General features: G+C 63.7%; 16 protein-coding genes and 1 pseudogene. 3 read left to right on the top strand and 14 right to left on the bottom strand.

Translation table 11 applies throughout. The features are described 5' to 3' along the window. Positions 1-4: 4 nt before the first annotated feature. From tagH to tssA, 8 genes and pseudogenes are all read right to left on the bottom strand, one after another. Positions 5-1,458: pseudogene (tagH, locus tag ACVDG8_RS11175) on the bottom strand (type VI secretion system-associated FHA domain protein TagH); the annotation flags it as partial. Next, the gene (gene tssG, locus ACVDG8_RS11170; RefSeq protein WP_447254762.1) at positions 1,455-2,522 is read right to left on the bottom strand and encodes a type VI secretion system baseplate subunit TssG; all 1,068 of its coding nucleotides are present in this window, start codon (positions 2,520-2,522) and stop codon (positions 1,455-1,457) included. The gene tssG and the pseudogene tagH, both read right to left, overlap by 4 nt. After that, on the bottom strand, positions 2,486-4,360 hold the full coding sequence (gene tssF / locus ACVDG8_RS11165; protein WP_447254761.1) for a type VI secretion system baseplate subunit TssF: 1,875 nt from the start codon (positions 4,358-4,360) through the stop codon (positions 2,486-2,488). The genes tssG and tssF overlap by 37 nt, the downstream gene beginning before the upstream one ends. A gap of 1 nt (position 4,361) precedes the next feature. Continuing rightward, positions 4,362-5,114, bottom strand: coding sequence for a type VI secretion system baseplate subunit TssE (tssE, locus tag ACVDG8_RS11160; protein WP_447254760.1), 753 nt, complete (start codon positions 5,112-5,114; stop codon positions 4,362-4,364). Continuing rightward, a complete protein-coding gene (locus ACVDG8_RS11155; protein WP_371011106.1) occupies positions 5,101-5,562 on the bottom strand; it encodes an Hcp family type VI secretion system effector in 462 nt (153 codons plus the stop codon). Before ACVDG8_RS11155 ends, tssE begins: the two co-directional genes overlap by 14 nt. 48 nt (positions 5,563-5,610) lie before the next feature. Then, the gene (gene tssC, locus ACVDG8_RS11150) at positions 5,611-7,116 is read right to left on the bottom strand and encodes a type VI secretion system contractile sheath large subunit (protein ID WP_320251167.1); all 1,506 of its coding nucleotides are present in this window, start codon (positions 7,114-7,116) and stop codon (positions 5,611-5,613) included. A 3-nt stretch (positions 7,117-7,119) separates the two neighbouring features. Beyond that, positions 7,120-7,656 (bottom strand): type VI secretion system contractile sheath small subunit, encoded by a 537-nt coding sequence (gene tssB / locus ACVDG8_RS11145; protein WP_447254759.1) that lies wholly within the window; start codon positions 7,654-7,656, stop codon positions 7,120-7,122. A 6-nt stretch (positions 7,657-7,662) separates the two neighbouring features. Beyond that, a complete protein-coding gene (gene tssA, locus ACVDG8_RS11140) occupies positions 7,663-8,835 on the bottom strand; it encodes a type VI secretion system protein TssA (protein WP_447254758.1) in 1,173 nt (390 codons plus the stop codon). Between the two features lie 322 nt (positions 8,836-9,157). Between tssA and ACVDG8_RS11135 the strand changes: the two genes are divergently transcribed. Beyond that, complete coding sequence (locus ACVDG8_RS11135; protein ID WP_447254757.1) at positions 9,158-11,983, top strand: type VI secretion system ATPase TssH; 2,826 nt, start codon at positions 9,158-9,160, stop codon at positions 11,981-11,983. 125 nt (positions 11,984-12,108) lie between these two features. On the opposite strand, the gene ACVDG8_RS11130 is transcribed toward ACVDG8_RS11135, so the two are convergent. Genes ACVDG8_RS11130 through ACVDG8_RS11110 form a run of 5 tightly spaced genes read right to left on the bottom strand, consistent with a single transcriptional unit; the run spans position 12,109 to position 15,646 of the window. Continuing rightward, the gene (locus ACVDG8_RS11130; RefSeq protein WP_447254756.1) at positions 12,109-12,921 is read right to left on the bottom strand and encodes an SDR family NAD(P)-dependent oxidoreductase; all 813 of its coding nucleotides are present in this window, start codon (positions 12,919-12,921) and stop codon (positions 12,109-12,111) included. Between the two features lie 28 nt (positions 12,922-12,949). Next, the gene (locus ACVDG8_RS11125) at positions 12,950-13,471 is read right to left on the bottom strand and encodes an SRPBCC domain-containing protein (RefSeq protein WP_455707685.1); all 522 of its coding nucleotides are present in this window, start codon (positions 13,469-13,471) and stop codon (positions 12,950-12,952) included. Between the two features lie 3 nt (positions 13,472-13,474). Continuing rightward, a complete protein-coding gene (locus tag ACVDG8_RS11120; protein ID WP_455707823.1) occupies positions 13,475-14,077 on the bottom strand; it encodes an NADPH-dependent F420 reductase in 603 nt (200 codons plus the stop codon). A 31-nt stretch (positions 14,078-14,108) separates the two neighbouring features. Further along, entirely contained in the window at positions 14,109-14,861 is a 753-nt protein-coding gene (locus ACVDG8_RS11115; RefSeq protein WP_447254753.1) for an SDR family NAD(P)-dependent oxidoreductase, read from the bottom strand. Positions 14,862-14,911: 50 nt separating this feature from the next. Continuing rightward, entirely contained in the window at positions 14,912-15,646 is a 735-nt protein-coding gene (locus tag ACVDG8_RS11110; protein ID WP_447254752.1) for an SDR family NAD(P)-dependent oxidoreductase, read from the bottom strand. A gap of 289 nt (positions 15,647-15,935) precedes the next feature. On the opposite strand from ACVDG8_RS11110, the gene ACVDG8_RS11105 reads away from it, so the two are divergent. Continuing rightward, entirely contained in the window at positions 15,936-16,832 is an 897-nt protein-coding gene (locus ACVDG8_RS11105; RefSeq protein WP_447254751.1) for a LysR family transcriptional regulator, read from the top strand. Between the two features lie 173 nt (positions 16,833-17,005). On the opposite strand, the gene ACVDG8_RS11100 is transcribed toward ACVDG8_RS11105, so the two are convergent. Then, on the bottom strand, positions 17,006-17,545 hold the full coding sequence (locus ACVDG8_RS11100; RefSeq protein WP_447254750.1) for a TetR/AcrR family transcriptional regulator: 540 nt from the start codon (positions 17,543-17,545) through the stop codon (positions 17,006-17,008). 166 nt (positions 17,546-17,711) lie between these two features. On the opposite strand from ACVDG8_RS11100, the gene ACVDG8_RS11095 reads away from it, so the two are divergent. Next, positions 17,712-18,686: an alpha/beta hydrolase gene (locus ACVDG8_RS11095; protein ID WP_455707684.1), complete on the top strand. Its 975-nt coding sequence runs from the start codon at positions 17,712-17,714 to the stop codon at positions 18,684-18,686. Positions 18,687-18,727 lie beyond the last annotated feature (41 nt).

Genomic DNA, 18,727 nt, shown 5'->3' with positions numbered 1-18,727 from the left:
CCCACTCCTCTTCGTATGCGTCCCTGAAGTCTGCGCCGATCTCGCCCAGGAAACTCGATTCCGCGCTCTGGGCGATGTCGCGATGGCGTTTCTGGTAGAGCTCCCACAACTTGGCATTGCGCCCGCCCGAAAGCAGATTGCCGATCGCGGAATTGGATTTGAGCTCTTCCTCGATCGCGGCCGGATCGAACCGGTCGATCATGCGCCGCAAAGCTGCCTGCACGCCGCGCCAGGCGCGTACGTGATGCTGCGCAAGATCCTTCACCGCATCGCCGATCGCCGCCTCACCGGAGAGAAAGCCAGGGCTGCGTTCTGCAATGATCGTGACGATGACATCCTCGACCGTCGGCAGGAATTTGAGCGGGTTGACCTCGGAAGCGCCAACCATCGTCTGGGCGACGCGCGCGCTTCCTTTTTCTTCGGCCCGCTTGCGCAGAAGCTGCATCAGGCCATCCAGCATCAGCCGGTATTCACGCCCGAATTTTTCCATTTCAGCAACCGCATCGCGGCCGGGAAAGTCGGCCTCCTCGACGCCCATGCCGCGCAAGAACGCAGCGCGAAGCGCCATGTCGTTCGAAGCGGCCTGCGCCGGGCGGGCGGGCTTGGGCGCCGGAAAGGAACGTGGCTGCGGCGGTGGCTCGACTGCTTGCGCCGGAATATCCCAAGGCTGCGCCGGGCGTGGCTTTTCAGCCTGACGCTGCACACGTCCTGCCATATCGGCGCCGTTGGCGGAGGTGGCGTCGCGGCCGGCCCGAAGCTGAAATCGTCATCGAAGCTCGCCGGCTTTGCCGCAGGCCCGGACGCATCGTTGCGCGAAGGCATTTCGCCGAACCCGAACGGATCTGGTTGACGCGGCGCAGCGGCATCGCCGGATTGAGGCGTCGCCACCGGGTCGAGGCTGAACGGGTCGTCGAAGGCAGGCGAACTGCGCTGGATCGCGGCGCGATCATAAGCTCCGGGAACAGGCTGCTCGAACGGGTTAGGCAGGTCCGCCGGACGTGGCGGCCGCGGTTGTTCTTCGACCCTGGCCGAGAAAAAGTCGTCGCCGCCAATGCTGGCGGGCGTCCGGGCTTCCGGCGGTAACCAGGCGGCTGCCGGACGGCTGGCGACCGGGGCGGAGCCGACTGAGGTCTGGCTCGCCTTGGACTGAACCTCGACATGGAACACATAATCGCCCATGCGCAGCCGCATGCCGCTCTGCAGCCGCGCCGACCGGCCGGGTCCCAGAGGGCTGTCGGAGTTGTCGACGAACAATCCGCTGCTCGACGTGTCGGTGATGAAATAGCCGTCGCGGCCGCCGCTGATCTTGCAATGCGCGCGCGACACGAACATGTCCGGATCATCGATCTGCCAGCCGGCGTCGGCGCTGCGTCCGATCACCAGCTCGCCCTCGTCCAGCCGGGCCTGCCTGACCACCTGCGAGCGCGGGCCTTGTTCCAGCGTCAGCAGCAGGCTCATGCGACCGCCTCCGCCAGTTCCGGCCGCCAGCCGACGATGGTATGCAGTCTGAGATCGTCGGCGTCACCTTTTTCGGCGGGCCGTGGCAGCCAGGAGGTTCGCCCGAGCTGGATGGTTCCCATGCGCGGCGGCGGCACGGCGTCGCGCGCCAGCACGATGCGCAGATCGACGTCGAGCGCCTCGCCGATCATGTCGCGAACCGCCTTCTTGAACAGGCCAAGACGCCGTTCGCCGGGCAGGAACGACTTGAAGTCGTCGAGGCTGAGCGGGCCGACGCGCAACTCTATCCTGCTTTGGCGGTTGAAGACGCGCGGGCCGATCGTTACCCCCTTGCCGAGCGTTGCATAGGCCTTGCCGACTCGGCTCTGCAGCGCCTTTGGTATGGTGATCCAGGCGGCGACGAATTCCTTGATCTGCACCGGCACCTTGAAGGCCGTGGCTAGAAACAGGGTCAGCCGTTCCACGCCGTCAACCTGGTTGGCCAGCGATCCAGCCTGTCGCAGCCGCACGGTGTCGAGTTCGGGATCCTGCGTGCCGGGGAGGCCGATCCCGGACATTGCCTCCAGCATGGCGCGGACGCGCCCGCCGACGGAACGCTCGACCTGCACCGCCGGGTGTGCGTCCGCCCAGGCACGGTAGTAAAGCGCCATCATGCGGTGCTGCAGGATGTTGACGAAGTCGATGAAGGTGGTGTCGCTGGTCTGCTCGGCGTCGGCCCCGGTGAACCAGCGCTGCGACAGCCGGTCGAGCACCCAGCGGGTCAGATGCAGCGGCATTGGTCCTTCCGGTCCGAGCAGGCCGAGATTGGCTACCGTCACCCGCGCTGGTGACTTGTCCCCTGTGTCCTGGAACTTGACGACGTCCCGGGCCGAGAAGCTCAGGCGCACATGCTGGCCAAGCCTCGCCGGCTCGCGGTCTGCCGTTCCGGAATGGCCGAACAATCCGTGGCGCTGCTCCAGGCGTCGCAGCAGCTCGAAAAAGTCGAAGCCCTCCGACAGCGTTTCGGCGGTCGTCGTTGCGGGCTGTGCTAGATCAGGTAGCGATTGCCGGGCGTCATCGGCCATGGCACATCCTCCTGTTTCTGCAGCAACCGCGTGCGTGTCCGCACAAACCCATTTATCCCTGCATGGCGGGCGAACAGCCGCGAAAGCAGGGCCGAAAGCAACAGCGAGCTTTGACCCGCCAGCACGGACTGGTCGACATGCAGCGTCACTTCGGTGCCGCGTCCGAAACACATCGGTCCGTCGATCTGCAGCCGCTCGATGACCGGACGCGAATCGATGCGCACGATCGAATGCACGTTGCGGGCAAGGTTTGGATCGCCACGGTCGGCATAGAGATCGAGCAGCGCATGCAACGGATCGACGCCACGTCCTTCCTTGGCCAGGCTGAGGAAATTGAGCGAAAGCTGCGCCACCAGCCGCCAGGCGAGATTGTCGGCGCGGGATTCGCCCTCGGCGCCGGCCGGCAGTGCTGCCGGGATCGCCGGCTGCGGCGGCCGCAGTGCCCCGAGCAAGCGCACTGCCTCCACAGGATCGGCCGTTTCCAGCGTCAGCGTCGGCGTGTCGTCCAGGATCGGCAGGTCGCGGTTGGTGCAGAGCGCCATGATGTCGAGACGCTTGAGCGGCCGGTTCGGCGCGCTCCCTGCCGGGCGCGAGATGGCGATAAAGAGATCGTCACCGGTGTAGGAGGTGCGGGTCAGGCCCTCACGCCGCTCGTCTTCCGTGGCCCGGCGCGGACGCCGCTCGGTCGAATAGACCCAGCCGCTGCCGCGGTTCTGCCCCAGGCTGAACAATTCAGGGATCGTAGCCTCGCTGCCCTCCGCGTCGGCGTCCTCGACCCGGGTGACCCGGAAGATCTCGAAATCGCGCGCCCGCGTGCGGTCGGCATGGAGAACTTGCCGCGTCTTCCGCGGATCGATTTCGATGACGTTGCATTCGCGTTCGAAGAGATTGATGATCGGCGTCGCGAACAGCTCGAAATCGGTCGGCGCCACATCGGCGAGCTCGGGCACCGGGCGCCGGAACAGGAAGATGATCTCCATTCCGCCGTCGCATTTGCGCACCACTGGCTGAAGGCCGGCGACCCGCACATAATGGAAACGCTCCGGAATCATGAAGTATTCGCGCAGCAGCCGATATCCCTCGAAGGTCGGACGGGTGCGCGGCATCAGCGCTTCATCGTCGCGTATGCCGATCATTTCGGGCTCGGGCAGGGCCGTGAGCGGATTGGTCTTGCCTTCTGCCCGCGCGCCGACGGCCGAGCAGGCGCCGAAGATCGCATCGAACAGCAGCGGCGCCTTGGTGCGGCCCGCGAAATAGAGATCGAGGCGGTCGAGCGACAATTCGCTGAGCTTGCCTTTTCCCGACCGGCCGAGCGCGATGCGGAACGCCGCCTCTCCTCGCACGCCGCCGAGCGGCGCGATGCCGGCGGCCGCAAGCGCGCTGCGGTCCTGGAAATAGCTGACCGAGGTGATTGCGATCGGCCACAGCGTGACCTCCTGCGCGGTGGTGAAGGTCGAGCGCGTCGACAGCCCTGGATGCAGGCTGGAGACCAGGCGTGTGCCGCGCGCGACGGCGTGGCCGGCAATCATCGACTGCACCTGCTGGCCGGGTTTCAGCACCGCCATCGCCGTCGCCGGCGCCGGTGTAACCAGATCCGGATAAAGCACATCGAGCACGGCGCGCGAGAAGCGCGAGCGCTCCGCGTCGACCTTCAGCCGGGTGCGCGCGGCAAGGAAGGCCACGCCGTCAAGCAGCCGTTCCACATAGGGATCGGGACAGGGCACCGTATCGAGGGAGAGATTGCGGGCGACTGCCGGGTGCATGTCGGCGAATTCCGCGGCCAGCGCCCGGATATGGGTCAGTTCCTCTTCGTAATATTCGACGAAGACCCGATCCATCTCAGGCCTCCCGGAATTCGGTTCGTGCCAGGCCGTTGTCGAGATTGATCGTCGTGCGCAGCCGCATGCGTTCCGGTGTCGGCGTCATGATCAGCACCGCGTCGATCTCGATCTTGAGGCCGACGGTTTTGTCGCCGAGCGTGACGTTGACGGTCGTGGCGCTCTCCTTCAGGCGCGGCTCGAACGTGGCAAGCACCGCGCGGATTTCGCGCGCCAGCACATCGCGGTCGAAATCCCGTGACGAGCGGCCGGAAAAGGACGGCACGCCATAATTGACGACACTGCGGCGCACCTCCGGAAAGTCGGCGAGTGGCGGCAGCTCGTCCAGCGGCTGTTCGTGTTCGGCGTCGGAAAGCATCGGTACGCATTCGAAGCGCTCGGTGTTGAACAATGCCTCGATGTCGCGCCGGACAGCTTCTCTCAACACGCGTGCCGAAACGACCACGCCGCGGCTTTCGATCTCGGCGCGATGCTCGGTCTGGAAGACCAGCCGGTGCAGGCGCCGTTTCTGCTCCGATGTGAGTTCGGCGTCAGCATCGATGGCGCGTGCGCTGCCGGCAAGAAGAACTTCGACGCGCTCGGCGCCGAGTTCTTCGTCCAGCAGGCGGCGCTGCCCGTCGATCTCCGACGTCAGCCCGGGCAAGTCGTTGACGAGGCGGTCCCAGAGGGAGGGCTGGACCGCCTCGCGCTTTGCCCGCGAACTGCCGGCAAGCTGCGCTTTCGCGCCAGGCCGCTTGGCCTCACTTGCCGACATAGACGTCCATTTCGATCTCGTCGTCCTTGTTGTAGACGAACTTGATCTTCTTGTAGGCGAAGCTGACTTCTTCCTCGATGAGGTCCGCCTCGTCAGCGGCCTGCCGCATATCGTACTCCATGACCGAAGCGTCGGTGAGCGTCACGACCAGATAGTCGCTGGTCTCGCCGTCGATGGTGCGGCGCGCCGAAAACTTCACTTCGTCGAGCGCCTTGTTCTCGAACAGCGCCTTCTTCAGGTAGGGCGACGACTTGTCGTAGTGCTTCGAGAACTTGATCATCCCCATCGACACGCGCCCGCGGCGCGACAGTGAATTGGGATCGTAAGGCGCGATCATCTTGTAATCGACGCCGAATACCTCGATCTCGTCCTCATGGCCGTCGCGCTTGCTTGGGCCCTTTATGTCCGGAACTTTCAAAAAACCATCGATTTTCGTTGTTGTAGCCATTGTCCTTCTCCACCGCTTTCAATGAAACAAAATGACTTTCCTGCAATTTCAGCCCTTCACCGACGGCAGTTCCGACACCAGCCGGAGCGAGGCGTTGATGCCTTCCAGCTGGTAATGCGGACGCAGATAGAAACGGGCGTTGTAGTAACCGGGCCGGCCCTCGACGCTGTCGACCTGGACCTCAGCCGCGGCGAGCGGACGCTTGGCGCGCGCCTTGTCGTCAGCAAAGGCCGGGTTGGCCAGCACGTACCGGTTGATCCATTCGGTCAACCAGATCTCCATGTCGGTGCGTTCCTTGAACGAGCCGATCTTGTCGCGCGCGATCGCCTTGAGATAATGCGCGAAGCGCGACACCGGGAAGAGATAGGGCAGGTTGGCGCTCAGCCTTTCGTTGGACTGGGCGTCGGGATCGACCAGACGCCCGGCACGCGTCTCGTCATCCTGAAGCGAATGCGCGCCGATGAAGGCCGCGAGGTCGGTGTTCTTGCGATGCAGGATCGGCATCAGGCCGAGCTTGGCCAGTTCCGCCTCGCGCCGGTCATCGATGGCGACCTCGGTCGGACATTTCATTGCAATTGAGCCGTCGTCGGTCGGGAAGGCGTGCACCGGCAGGTTCAGCACCGTACCGCCATTCTCGACGCCGCGGATCTGCGTGCCCCAGCCATAGAGCTTGTGGCTGCGGTTGATGTTCACGCCCATCGGGAAAGCGGCGTTCATCCAGACATATTTGTTGTGGTCGCCGCCCACTTCTTCCTCGAAGGTGAAGCCCTTCACCGGAACGGTCTCCGAGCCGTAGGGCAGGCGTGCCAGCACGCGCGGCATGGTGAGGCCGATGTAGCGGGCGTCCTCGCTCTCGCGCAGCGATTGCCAGGAGGCATAGGCCGGGTTGTTCACGATCATCTGCAGGTCTTGCGGGTTCGGCAGTTCCTGCCAGCTGTCCATGCGGAACAGACGCGGCGAGGCGGCGGCGATGAACGGCGTATGCGCCGAGGCGCAGACACCCGAGATGTTGCGCAGCAGGCCGACGTCGCGCGGATGGTTGGAGAACTCGTAGGCGCCGATGATGCAGCCGATCGGCTCGCCGCCCAGCATCGAATACTCATCCGTGTAGACTTTCTTGAAGACCGGGCTCTGGTCCCACATCTGGCCTTCATAATCCTCGAGCGTGTCGGCCAGTTGCTCCTTGGAGATGTTCATCACCCGGATCTTGAGCTTGGTATCCGTCTCGGTGTTGTTGATGAGGTACCAAAGGCCGCGCCAGGTGCCTTCCATCTCGCGCACTTCCGGGGCATGCAGGATCTCGTTGACCTGCGTCGTCAGCATCTTGTCGATGCCGGCGATCAGCGACTTGATCGACTTGATCGCGTTGGACGAGATGGTCGTCGTTTCGGAGCGCGATTGGGCGGCAAGCGCCAGGTTGCGAACCAGTTGCTGCAGCTTCTCGCTGTCGTCCTTCTTGACCTTGAAATCCTTTTCAAGGAGTCCGCTGAATTCGCCAAGATCGATGGCTTCCGCCTCGGCGGTGGCGGCTGCGGTCTTTTGCTGTTCGGCCATGACTTACTCCTCGCCCTTGCCGTCAGACATCGCCTGGTCGGCGATCTTGCTCAGCAGCGGCTCATTGTTCAGAAGCTGCGCGATGCGCTTTTCGGCGTCGACGCGGCCATCCATGAAGCCCAGCAGTTCCTCGAGTTGCCGCCGCATCTTCAGGATCTCGGCCAGTTGCGGCACCTGCTCGGCAACCTTGTCAGGCGCGAAATCACCCATTTTGGCGAAGGTGAGATCGACGAAAAGCTCTTCATCGCGCTCCTGGCCTTCGACTTGCGGCAGGGTGTTCTTGACACGCGCCTTCACGCGCGGTCCCATCGCTTCCATGAATTTGGGGAAGCGGTTGGCGTCGGTTTCGACGAAATTGCGGTCGAGCACCGACTTCGACGCTTCCTTGGTCTGCGAGGCGCCGGAAAGATCGGCCATCACGGCCATGACGAACGGCAACTCGATCGTCGTCGGGCTGCCGTAGGTTTCGACGTCGTAGGCGATCTGCACGCGCGGCGCGCGGTTTCTTTCGATGACCTTCGCTTTGCTCTCTGCTGGCATGCTTTTTTACCTTTCGTCCTTCTGGGCCGGCTTCTTGGGATCGGCGACACCGGCAAGCAGCCGGAATTCCTTCAGCCCCGACGGGGCGAGATCTTCCATCAGTTCCACGAAATCCATGTGCACCATGCGGCGCACGCGCCGGGCGAGATGCGGGATGGGACTGGACGGTTCGGTGCGATCGTAGAAGGCGACCACAAGATCGAGGCATTTGACGACTTCGTCGCGCGAATTGATCCGGTCGGGCAGGCCGGTGCTCGCTTCCATAGGGCTGGACACACTTGCCATCACCTCGGCTCCATGACCGTTTCGGGCGGGCGTCGATGCCCGTTGCTCCGGCTGAGGAGCAGGCTTTGCCGCACCGTTGGCCACGGCGCCGGGGCCGGAATTCCGCTCCAGCGTCGTCAGTAAACGCTGCAGGAACTTCTTTAATTCCGGAACGGTGGCGCCATTGCCTTCGATGCGGGGGTTGAGGGCGGTGTCCACCGCCTCCAGCGCCGAAATAGCGCTACGCGTGTCGGCCATAAATGTCGTCATCGCGTCCGCGGCCTGATCGACCTGCGCCGCGCATCCTGTGCGCACCCGGTTCAGCAACTGGTTGTGGGCCGCCGTCAGTGCCGCTTTTTCGGCATTCCCTAGGCCTGAGGCGGCTTCCTGGAGCATGACGCGCTCGTCGAGCGCTGCCTGTTCCAGATCACGCCCGCTGATCGGGCCGATCGCGCGCGGCGAGAAGAAGATGGTCTGCCTGAGGCTCGCCAGCAGGCCTTCCTGGCCGTTCTGCAGATCGAGCAACGCGTTCATGCGGCGCAAGGCGGCTTCACGCGGCGCGCCCGACCGCAGCGAGGGGTGCATCGTGTCCCAGTACTGCTCGAAGGTCCGCGCAATCAGCGTCAGTCCTTGGGCGAGGCCGGCCAGCCCTTCTTCATTGGCGAGCGCGCGTGTCACGAGAACCAGCAGACGCAGGTCCCGGCCGCGGAGCCGCAATTCCTCCGCTTTTTCCAGAACGGCTGCCCAGTCGACGGGGATCGTGGACTGCGAGGTCTTGTTGCCGCCGTCATGGACGACCTTGAGCTGGGCTTCCGTCAGCCGCTCCAAGTCGTGAAAAGCCGGGTTGTTGCGCAAATCCTCTCCCGACGGATTCGCACCGTCTAGAGGATTCAGCCAGAGTGCGAGATCAATCACACCTACCCCCAGCAAGCGGCTATGTGACTTAACGTTATCATCGGCCCTATGCCACGACAATTGAGCACATGCTCAAAAACTAAAAGAAGCTGAACGCTTCAGTTATCTTTCGGCAAACCCATTGCGCGATTGGCGGACCGGGTATGTGAAATGGCTCGCATAGTTCGGCGCGCAATCCGGGTTTGTTGCTGGAGTTTGCAAGGCTTGTGTAACCGCGAGGTGCCGCCCGGATAGGGTCCGAAGGCCTCGCTCGGCACATGGTTTTGTCAAGCAGCCGCTTATATGGCAGGGTGCGGTCAGCAGATCTCGGGGGCAAGGTTCAATGGAACAGCGCCGGTCGTCGCAGAGTTTCAAGCGCAAGGAACTCGTTGCAAAGCTCAATCCCACAGGGATGCGCGCCTTCAAGGCCGCTGCCGACACGGCCAAGCTGCGCGGCAACCCCTATGTCGAGCTCGTCCATTTCGTCCAGCAACTGGTGCTGTCGGAACGCTCGGACGTGCAGATGATCCTTGCCGACGCCGGCATCGATGCCAGCCGGTTGACGGCGGACATGACGCGGGCCATCGACAAGCTGCCCTATGGCGCGACTTCGGTCGAAGAATTCTCCGACCACATCTTCCACGCCATCCAGGAAGGCTGGAACCTGGCCACATTGGAGTTCGGTGTCGAGGAGGTGCGCAGCGCCCATATCCTGCTCGCCTGCCTGAAGACACCGGTGCTGGAAGGCCTGGTGTCGAAGATCAGCGCCGAATTCGACAAGATCGATGCGGATGGGGTCATTTCCCGTTTCGCCGATGTCACTGAAGGCTCGCTCGAAGCCGGCTCGCCTCCCGCCACAGCCGCCGAACCACCGATGAGACGTGGCCCGGGCGGGGATTCGGCGCTCGCCAAATACGCCACCGATCTCACCCAACGCGCCCGCGATGGCAAGATCGATCCGGTGGTCGGCCGCGATCCCGAAATCCGCCAGATCGTCGATATCCTGATGCGACGCCGGCAAAACAACCCGATCCTGACCGGCGAGGCGGGCGTCGGCAAAACGGCCGTGGTCGAGGGCTTCGCGCTGCGCATTGCCCAGGGCGACGTGCCGCCGACACTTCAGAACGTTTCCGTGCGCATGCTCGATGTCGGGCTGATGCAGGCGGGCGCCAGCGTCAAGGGCGAGTTCGAGAAGCGGCTGAAGGCGGTCATCGACGAAGTCCAGTCGTCCGAGGTGCCGATCATCCTGTTCATCGACGAGGCGCACACGCTGATCGGCGCCGGGGGAGCCGCGGGGACCGGAGACGCGGCCAATCTCCTGAAGCCCGCGCTGGCGCGCGGTGAGTTGCGCACCATCGCCGCCACGACCTGGGCCGAATACAAGCAGCATATCGAGAAGGATCCGGCGCTGACCCGCCGCTTCCAGGTGGTCAAGATCGACGAGCCATCGGAAGCGGTGGCCGTCCTGATGCTGCGCGGCGTCGCCGGCGTCCTCGAGCAGCACCACAAGGTCCAGATCCTCGACGAGGCGATCGAGGCCTCGGTTTCGCTTTCGCATCGCTATATCCCGGCAAGGCAATTGCCGGACAAGGCGGTCAGCCTCCTCGACACCGCCTGCGCCCGCGTTGCCGTCTCGCAGCACGCGACGCCGGCCGAGGTCGAGGATATCCTGCGCCGCCGCCAGGCGCTGGAAGTGGAGAACGGCATTATCGGCCGCGAGGCGGCGATCGGCATCGACGTTGCCGACCGGCAGGCTCGCGTGGACGCTGGATTGGCGGAAACCGAGACCACTTTGGCGGCCGCCCAGGCGCGCTGGGATCGGGAAAAAGCGCTGGTGGCCGAGATCCTGGACTTACGCGCAAAATTGCGTGGCGAGGGCGTTCCGCTCGACGAGGCGGCAGCCGAGGAGGCCGCTGTCGAAATGGAGAACGCGGCCGCGGCCGTTAAAACGCCTGAGAAAAAGGCGGACGAAAGCAAAGCCGCTGAGACCAAGCCTCAGAAAACCAAGGCGTCGAAGGTCAAAGGGGCCAAGGCTGATGTGGCGAAGGCCGAGGCAACGTCCGCAGAGCCGGCGGATGAAGCGACTGCCGATCTGGCGCGACTGCGCGAATTGATGGCGGAACTTGCCGAGGCGCAGGGCGAGACCCCGTTGATCCTGCCGTCGGTCGATCGCAACGCCATCGCCACCGTGGTGCAGGACTGGACCGGCATCCCGACAGGGCGGATGCTCTCCAGCCAGACCGAGAAAGCCCTCAAGCTCGCCGCTACCTTGTCTGAGCGCGTGGTCGGCCAGGACCATGCGATGGAGATGATCGCGAGACGCGTGCAGACCAGCCGCGCCGGCCTTGGCGCGCCGGAAAAGCCGGTCGGTGTGTTCCTGCTTTGCGGTCCCTCCGGGGTCGGCAAGACCGAGACAGCCTTGGCGCTGGCCGAAACGCTCTATGGTGGCGAGCAGAACCTGATCTCGATCAACATGTCCGAATTCCAGGAAGCGCACACCGTATCGACGCTGAAGGGCGCGCCGCCCGGCTATGTCGGCTACGGCAAGGGCGGCATTTTGACCGAGGCCGTGCGGCGCAAACCCTATTCGGTAATCTTGCTCGACGAGGTCGAGAAGGCGCACCCCGACGTGCACGAGATCTTCTTCCAGGTCTTCGACAAAGGCATGATGGACGACAGCGAGGGCCGGCGGATCGATTTCAAGAACACGCTGATCCTGCTTACCTCCAATGTCGGCTCCGAGGTCATCATGGACCGCACCAGGAACGGCACCGTGCGCACCGGCATCGACGATCTGGACACCGCCCTGCGCAGCCCATTGCTCAAGGTCTTTCCGGCGGCCTTCCTCGGCCGCGTGGTGACCATCCCCTATTATCCGCTGTCGGATGCGATGATCGAAGCGATCACGCGCCATCAGTTCGCCAAGATCGCGCGCCGGCTGCGCGCAAGCAACGACGCGGAACTGGTGATCGGCGATGGCGTCATGGATCTGGTCAAGGCGCGCTGCAACGAGATCGAGTCCGGCGGGCGCATGATAGACGCCATCCTCACCAACACGTTGCTGCCGGAACTGAGCCGTGGCGTGCTCAATCGCTCGCTGGAGGGCCAAAAGATGACGAAGGTCACCGTCGGCACTTCGGCGGATGGGTTCACTTATACGTTCGAATAGCTTCCAAAAACCGGTGAAGGTCACGGCCAGTATTCGGCCTGAAGACACCGGGCAGGAGAAACTCAAGGGACGCTCAGCCGCTGGCGTCGACCGTCTGCTGGTCGGCGCCATAATCGTCCCGGCAGCTACGCGACGAAACGGACTACGCCGCCATCCACCCGTAAAGCCGCGCCAGTTGTCGCCGAAGACTGCTCCGAGCATGCATAGATGATCATGTTGGCCACCTCATCGGTAGTCGCGAAGCGTTGGATGAGGGTGGTTGGACGCATCGCCTTCAGGAAGCCCTGCTCGGCTTCTTGCTGCGTGATCCCGTTTGCGTCGGCCTGCTTCGCCATGAAGTCGCCCAGGATCTCAGAGCGGGTAGGTCCCGGCAAGACGGCGTTGACAGTGACGCCCGTGCCCGCGACCGCCTCGGCAAGCCCGCGCGAGATCGCGAGTTGAGCTGTCTTGGTCATGCCGTAGTCAAGCATTTCCTTAGGGATGTTGACCGCGGACTCGCTACTTACAAACACGACACGGCCCCAGCCTTTCGCCACCATCCGCGGCAGGTAATGACGGGTCACGCGCACGCCACTCATTACGTTCAACTGGAAGAGGCCGAGCCAGTCCTCGTCGGGGATCTTCGCGATGTCCTCAACGCCATTGTAGCCCCGGATGTGAGCAGTACCAACGTTGTTCACAAGGATATCGGCGTCCGGCGCCAGCGCGATCAAGGCCTCGGCACCCTCGGCTGTCGCAAGATCGGCGGCGATACCCGAGATGTCGCTTCCGGGAAAGGCCTGCCGCATCTGCCGCACCGCCTCGTCGACCCGGGTATTCCCACGGCCGTTGACGACGACCGATGCACCGGCACGGGCCAGCCCCTCCGCCGTCGCGCGGCCGATACCGGCGGTCGATCCGGTGACAATCGCCTTGCGGCCCCTGAGTTCAATATTCATATCATTCATCTCCAATGGTAGGTGGTGATCATCCGCCGATCCAGGCTAGATCCGCCTTGTTCGCGACTTCCGCCTCCGCAGCGCGGGCGAGGCTTTCGACCCATTCCTGGTGATAGCGGTAAAGCGCGCCGGGACGCTTTCGCCCGAGCTCCTCGAGGAACCAGGGCCCCTGCTGCGTTTCTTCGGTCAGCACATGGCAGCCATCGGCTGTAGGAGTGATGACCCAGCCGTGGTACGCGCTCGAGCCGGTCTCGTCGCCATCGACTGTTGTCGCCCACGCGAGCCTGCGGAAGGGCTCGCACTCCGTCACGACCAGGCTCATCGGGAATCCAACCGTCACCCGGCTGTATCTGGTTTCAAGCGCCAGTTCCCGCTCACCGGTCAGGATCTTGACCTGGTCTTCGGCGGGAAAGTAGCTCGACCAATTCTCGGCTTCGACGAGCAGCTTCCAGACCACTTCAGGCGGCGCCTTCACGTCAATGTCGTTGAGTGCGTAGATGGCCGACGTCTTCGGATCATATGGCCCAGGCCAACTCACATGGTCGTACATCGATCACTGCTCCTTCTTGAACAAATCCTGGAAGATCAACTGGCCCCAAATGCGGCCGCGTGCGTGCACCAGCGCGCCACCCTCGTTGAGCTTTCCCAGCTTGACGGGTGCAAACCCGAGCTGCTTGGCCAAGGCCGCCACGGGAGCGATCGCGTCCTCGTCGTCGCTCGACAGAAAGACGACCCGATGGCCGCCCTCGACGACCGGATCGGCAGCCAGTGTGGCCGCAATCAGGTGATTGAAACCTTTCACGAGCTTGGCGCCGGTGAACGCCTTCGCGACGAAGGCGGAGGACGGGAGACCGTCCAGCTCTTCGGGGAGAACTCCAAACGTGTTCATCGCGTCGATGGCCGTCTTGCCTTCCCAGTTCGGCAGCGCCTTCGCGACCTCGCGATGCTCCCAGAACGGGACCGCCAAGATGATCGTGTCGGCCTCGAGCGCATCCCGCAGCGACTTGGCGACGACCGTGGGTCCGATCGCCCGGGCCTGCGGCGCCAATGCCTCGGGCGGCCGGCGGCTCGCGACGGTCACGTCCATGTTCTTGCGGGCAAACGCCTTGGCGAGAGCCTGGCCGATATTGCCGAAGCCGATAATTGAATAGCTCATAATGTTTCTCCGATCTCGTGTTGATGCCGGGTCAGACCTGCGCCATGCCTCCATCGACCGCCAGATCCACGCCGGTGATGTAAGAACTTTCATCGGAGGCGAGGAAGGTGACGGCAGCCGCGATTTCCTCGGGCTTTCCCCTGCGACCCATTGGGATCTGTGAAGCAAATTGAGCGGCCGCTTGCTCGGCTTGCTCACGGGTAAGGCCCGTCGTTGTCTCTAAGGCGGGGGTCTCGATTGGCCCGGGGCTCATCGTATTCACGCGGATTTTGCGGTCTTTCAGCTCCAGTGTCCAAGCGCGCGCAAAGTTGCGCACAGCAGCCTTACTCGCGGCATAGGTGCTAAACCCAGGAACCCCCAACACGTTCGACACTGAAGAGTTCAGGATAATCGAACCGCCGTCTTTGAAGAGAGGAAGGGCCTTCTGCACCGTAAAGAACAGACCCTTCACGTTCACATCGAAGGTCTGGTCAAAATGGGCCTCGGTAGCGGCCGTGAGCGGTGCGATTGTCCCAGCGCCCGCGTTCGCGAAGACAATGTCGATGTGACCATGTTTCTCTTTCACGACAGCATAAAGCCGGTCCAGATCTTCCAAGTGCGAGACGTCGCCGACGACGGTCGTAACGTTTCTCGCGATGAAGCCCGCAGCCTCCCTCAGCTCTTTCTCTCTTCGCCCGGTGATCACGACGTGCGCACCTTCTTCGACGAAGCGTTTGGCTGTGGCCAACCCAATCCCGCTGCTTCCGCCCGTGATGACAGCGATCTTACCTTCGAGTTTTTTCATAGTCGTTTTCCTTTCGTTGTACGCACGCGAGGCGCGGGACCGCGCCGGGATCAGACTTGCGCCAGGCCACCGTCGACGGCGACCTCGCTGGCGGTCATGAAGCTGCTGTCAGACGACGCGAGAAAGGCGGCCACGGCCCCGATCTCCGCCGGATCGGCCATGCGCTGGAGCGGCGTCATCGCGGCGAAGACCTTCTGGCCCTCCTCGCCAAGCGCCTCCTTCGCGAGTTCGGTCGCGGTCGCCCCGGGCGACAGCACGTTTACCCGGATGCCGGTGCCCTTCAGGTCCTCGGCCCAGGTCCGCGCGAGGTTGCGCACTGCCGCCTTGCTCGCGCTGTAGGCGCTCATTGCCGGGGCGCCCGTGGTGCCGGCGCTCGATCCGGTCAGGATGATCGAGCCGCCCTTGCCCATCAGCGGCAGCGCCTTCTGGACCGTGAAGATCGTACCCTTCACATTGGTGTCGAAGGTTTCGTCGATGTGTTCGGCGGTGATCTCGCCGAGCCGGCCCTGGCTTCCCGCCCCGGCATTGGCGAAGACGATGTCGAGGGTTCCGCGCTCGGCCTTCACCGCCGCGTACAGCCGGTCGAGGTCGGCCTCATCCGAGACCGAGCCCGTCACCGCGCGGGCATTGAGCCCAAGCTCGGCCACGGCGGCGTCCAGCGCTTCCTGCCGGCGGCCGAAGATGAAGACGAAGGCGCCCTCGTCGATGAAGCGTTTCGCCGCGGCGCGGCCGATGCCGGTAGCGCCGCCCGTGATGACTGCAACCTTACCGTCCAGCTTTCCCATGACTTTTCCTTTCGGGCTCTGCCTTTGGTCGTTCGGGAAGAACCCCGAGATCCCGGAGATAAGTCCGCCGGCGTCAGCCTTTGAGTGCGGAAGCGCGCACATCGGTGGTGCAAAATCGATCCGGTTGACGACTGGCGCCAGCCGCGACGATCGGTGTCCCCGATTCAGGATTGGACCGTGCTTATCGGCGTGGGCTATGATGATCGCCCCGCGCAACCCACATGCGAGATGCTGTTCGATGTGTTGGGCACAGGCTTCGAAAGCGCACCTTGCGGTGCCGCATTGCACCATGATCGACTGGGATGACATTCGCTATTTTTTGGCCGTGGCGCGCGGAGGCTCGGTGCGCGCTGCCGGCGAGCGGCTCAGTGTGAACCACTCGACCGTGCTGCGGCGCATCGCCCAGCTCGAGGAACGCCTCGGGGTGCGGATGTTCGAAAAGCTGCCTTCGGGCTACCGCCTGACGGCTGCGGGCGAGGAGGTCCTCGAGCTTGCGGAGCAGATGGAAGCGTCGTCGCACCAGCTTGAGACGCGCGTCTACGGCCGCGACCAGAGCGTGCGCGGGCTTCTGCGCGTGACGCTGGCACCGCCCCTCGCGACACACCTGCTCATGCCGGACTTCGCCGATTTCACGCGTCTGCATCCCGATATCGAGATGGAAATCCTGTCGTCCGGCGAGCTGGCAAATCTGACCAACCGAGAGGCCGACGTGGCGATCCGCGTCGTCTACGACCGCAAAACCCTGCCGCTCAATCTTCACGGCCTGAAGGGACCGGAGCTGTTCGGCGGCGTCTACATGTCCCGCGATCGGCTGGCCGCATGGCGTGCGGGCGCGCCCGATCCCATCCGGTGGATCGTCATAAGCGTGCATGGAATTCCGGATTGGGCCAGCGAGGGTGAGGTCCGCACCACGGGGGTTCCGTTCAGGGTCACGGACGCCGAGGCACAGATCGTTGCTGTGCGACAAGGGCTCGGGATCACGACGCTGCCGTGCTTCGTCGGAGATGCCGACCCCTTGCTGGTGAGGGTGCCGGGCGCCGACCTGCACATGTACGGAACGCTCTGGCTTCTCACACAGGGGGAGACACGCAAGACGAAGCGCGTGCGCCTCTTCACGGAGTTCGTATCCCGCAGGCTCGCCGCGTACGCCCCGCTTCTTATGGGGCTGTCCATAGCGCGCGACTGACGCCCGGCAGGTCGCCGGCGACGCCTGCGCAATCCGGTCGGAGGCCGAGCTGCGGTCGCTTGAAGCGGCGTCGGCGCTTCGTTTGAAGGGCTGCGTGCTGAACTTCCGGCCGATGGCGATCTACGATTACTGACGGCGCCCGCCCCTGACTTGCCTTCTGCGCCCTTGCGTCATCAAGTCGTGCCATCCTTTGGTCGTACTCCACGCAAGATCTGATCGACAAGGTCGTTGCCATATCCTTCTGTGAGTGGAGCGAACCTCAGCAGCAGGCGAAGATAGATCGCGCCGAAGAGAGCATCGATCAGCAAGATCGGATCAGTGCCGGTTGCAAATTCGCCCGTTGCCTTGCCGCGTTCGACATCGGCGGCCGCCGATGCGCGCCGTTCCGCAATGTGCTTGTCATAGAGCTCTCTTAGGACCGCGGGGTCGTTTTGGCCCTCTGCAATAAGGTCCGCGAAGAACTTGCCGAACAGGCCGTTGAACTCGCCGATCAGGATCCGCACCCTGCCACGGAGGGCCGCCTCCGCGGTCACGGCTTCTACCGCGTCCAGTTTAACCGAAACGCGCTCGTGAAACATCGCCATGATCAATGCGGCCTTGTTCGGCCACCATTTGTAGAGCGTGGGTTTGCCGACCCCGGCGCGCTTGGCGATGGCTTCCATGGTCAGGTCGCGAGCGGAGCTCTCCTGCAGCAGCTCGTAGACAGCATCCATGATCACCGAGTGTGCTTCGGCCGCATCGCTGCGGGGTCGACCGGAGCGGGGTGTTGAAACGGGGATTTTGGACATCGAGCCAAATTAACAGAACGGCACGTCAGCGCAATTGACCGCGACTTATAATTACGGTACGTTTCGTTAATTAAACGCAATGGAGAAAGTCATGAAATCGGCAACCGTACAAAACCCGGCTCGGCCCCGGCCGCGGATTACAACCCACCCGCTAACCGCTGAGGACGCTGCCGTCATGGCGACATTGCGCGGCCTCGCCGTGCCAAATAAGGGTCGAATGCAGGGCGTCGGCGCTCGCGGCACTTTCGACGCCATCATGAGCAACATCGGCGCGCCAGAGGCTGTCACCTATCGATCCGATACCGTGGGCGGCGTCTCGGGTTGGTGGTGCATGCCGAGCGACGCCGCGGCCGGGCAGGCGCTCCTGCATTGCCACGGCGGCTGGTTCAACTGGGGCACCGCGAAGGCGTTCCGCCACCTGGTGGGCCACATAGCCGCGCGTGCCAAAACGCAAGCCTTCATTCCCGATTACCGGCTGGCCCCCGAACATCCCTTTCCGGCCGGATTGGATGACGTTCAAGCCGCTTATGATGGCCTTGTCGCAGGAGGCGCTCAGCGTATCGTCATTCTCGGCGACTCAGCGGGAGGCAATCTCGCGCTCTCGCTGCTCTCAATCCTTGCGGGCCGCTCCTCCACCGATACCGACAAGCCAGTCGGAGCGGTCGTGTTGTCGCCGGTGACGGACCTGACGCTCTCGGGGGCATCCTGGGAGAGCCGTGCGACCGCCGACCCATATTTCACGCGGCTCCAGGTTGTTGAACTGGTCCGCTCTTACCTTGCTGGTCACGACCCATCCGATCCCCTGGCTTCGCCATTATACGGGAGCATGGTGGGTCTTCCTCCGGTGCGCCTACATGTCGGCGACGACGAGATGCTTCTTGATGACGCCACACGCTATTTCGAGCAGGCCGTTGCGGCCGAGGTCGATGCCACGCTCGACGTTTGGAACGGCATGCCGCACGGCTTTCTGTCCGGCGTCGGCCACCTGTCGGCAGCGGACAAGGCGCTGGACAAGATCGCAGCTTTTGTGACCGCGCGCATAGCTGCCAGCTGCAGTCAAGCCTAGTCGCAAGCTCGTCCGCTTCCTGCAAGGCGCGCCGGTTTGGG

The organism is Mesorhizobium sp. ORM8.1 (assembly GCF_053005525.2).
This window is presented reverse-complemented; position numbering and strand designations above follow the sequence as displayed.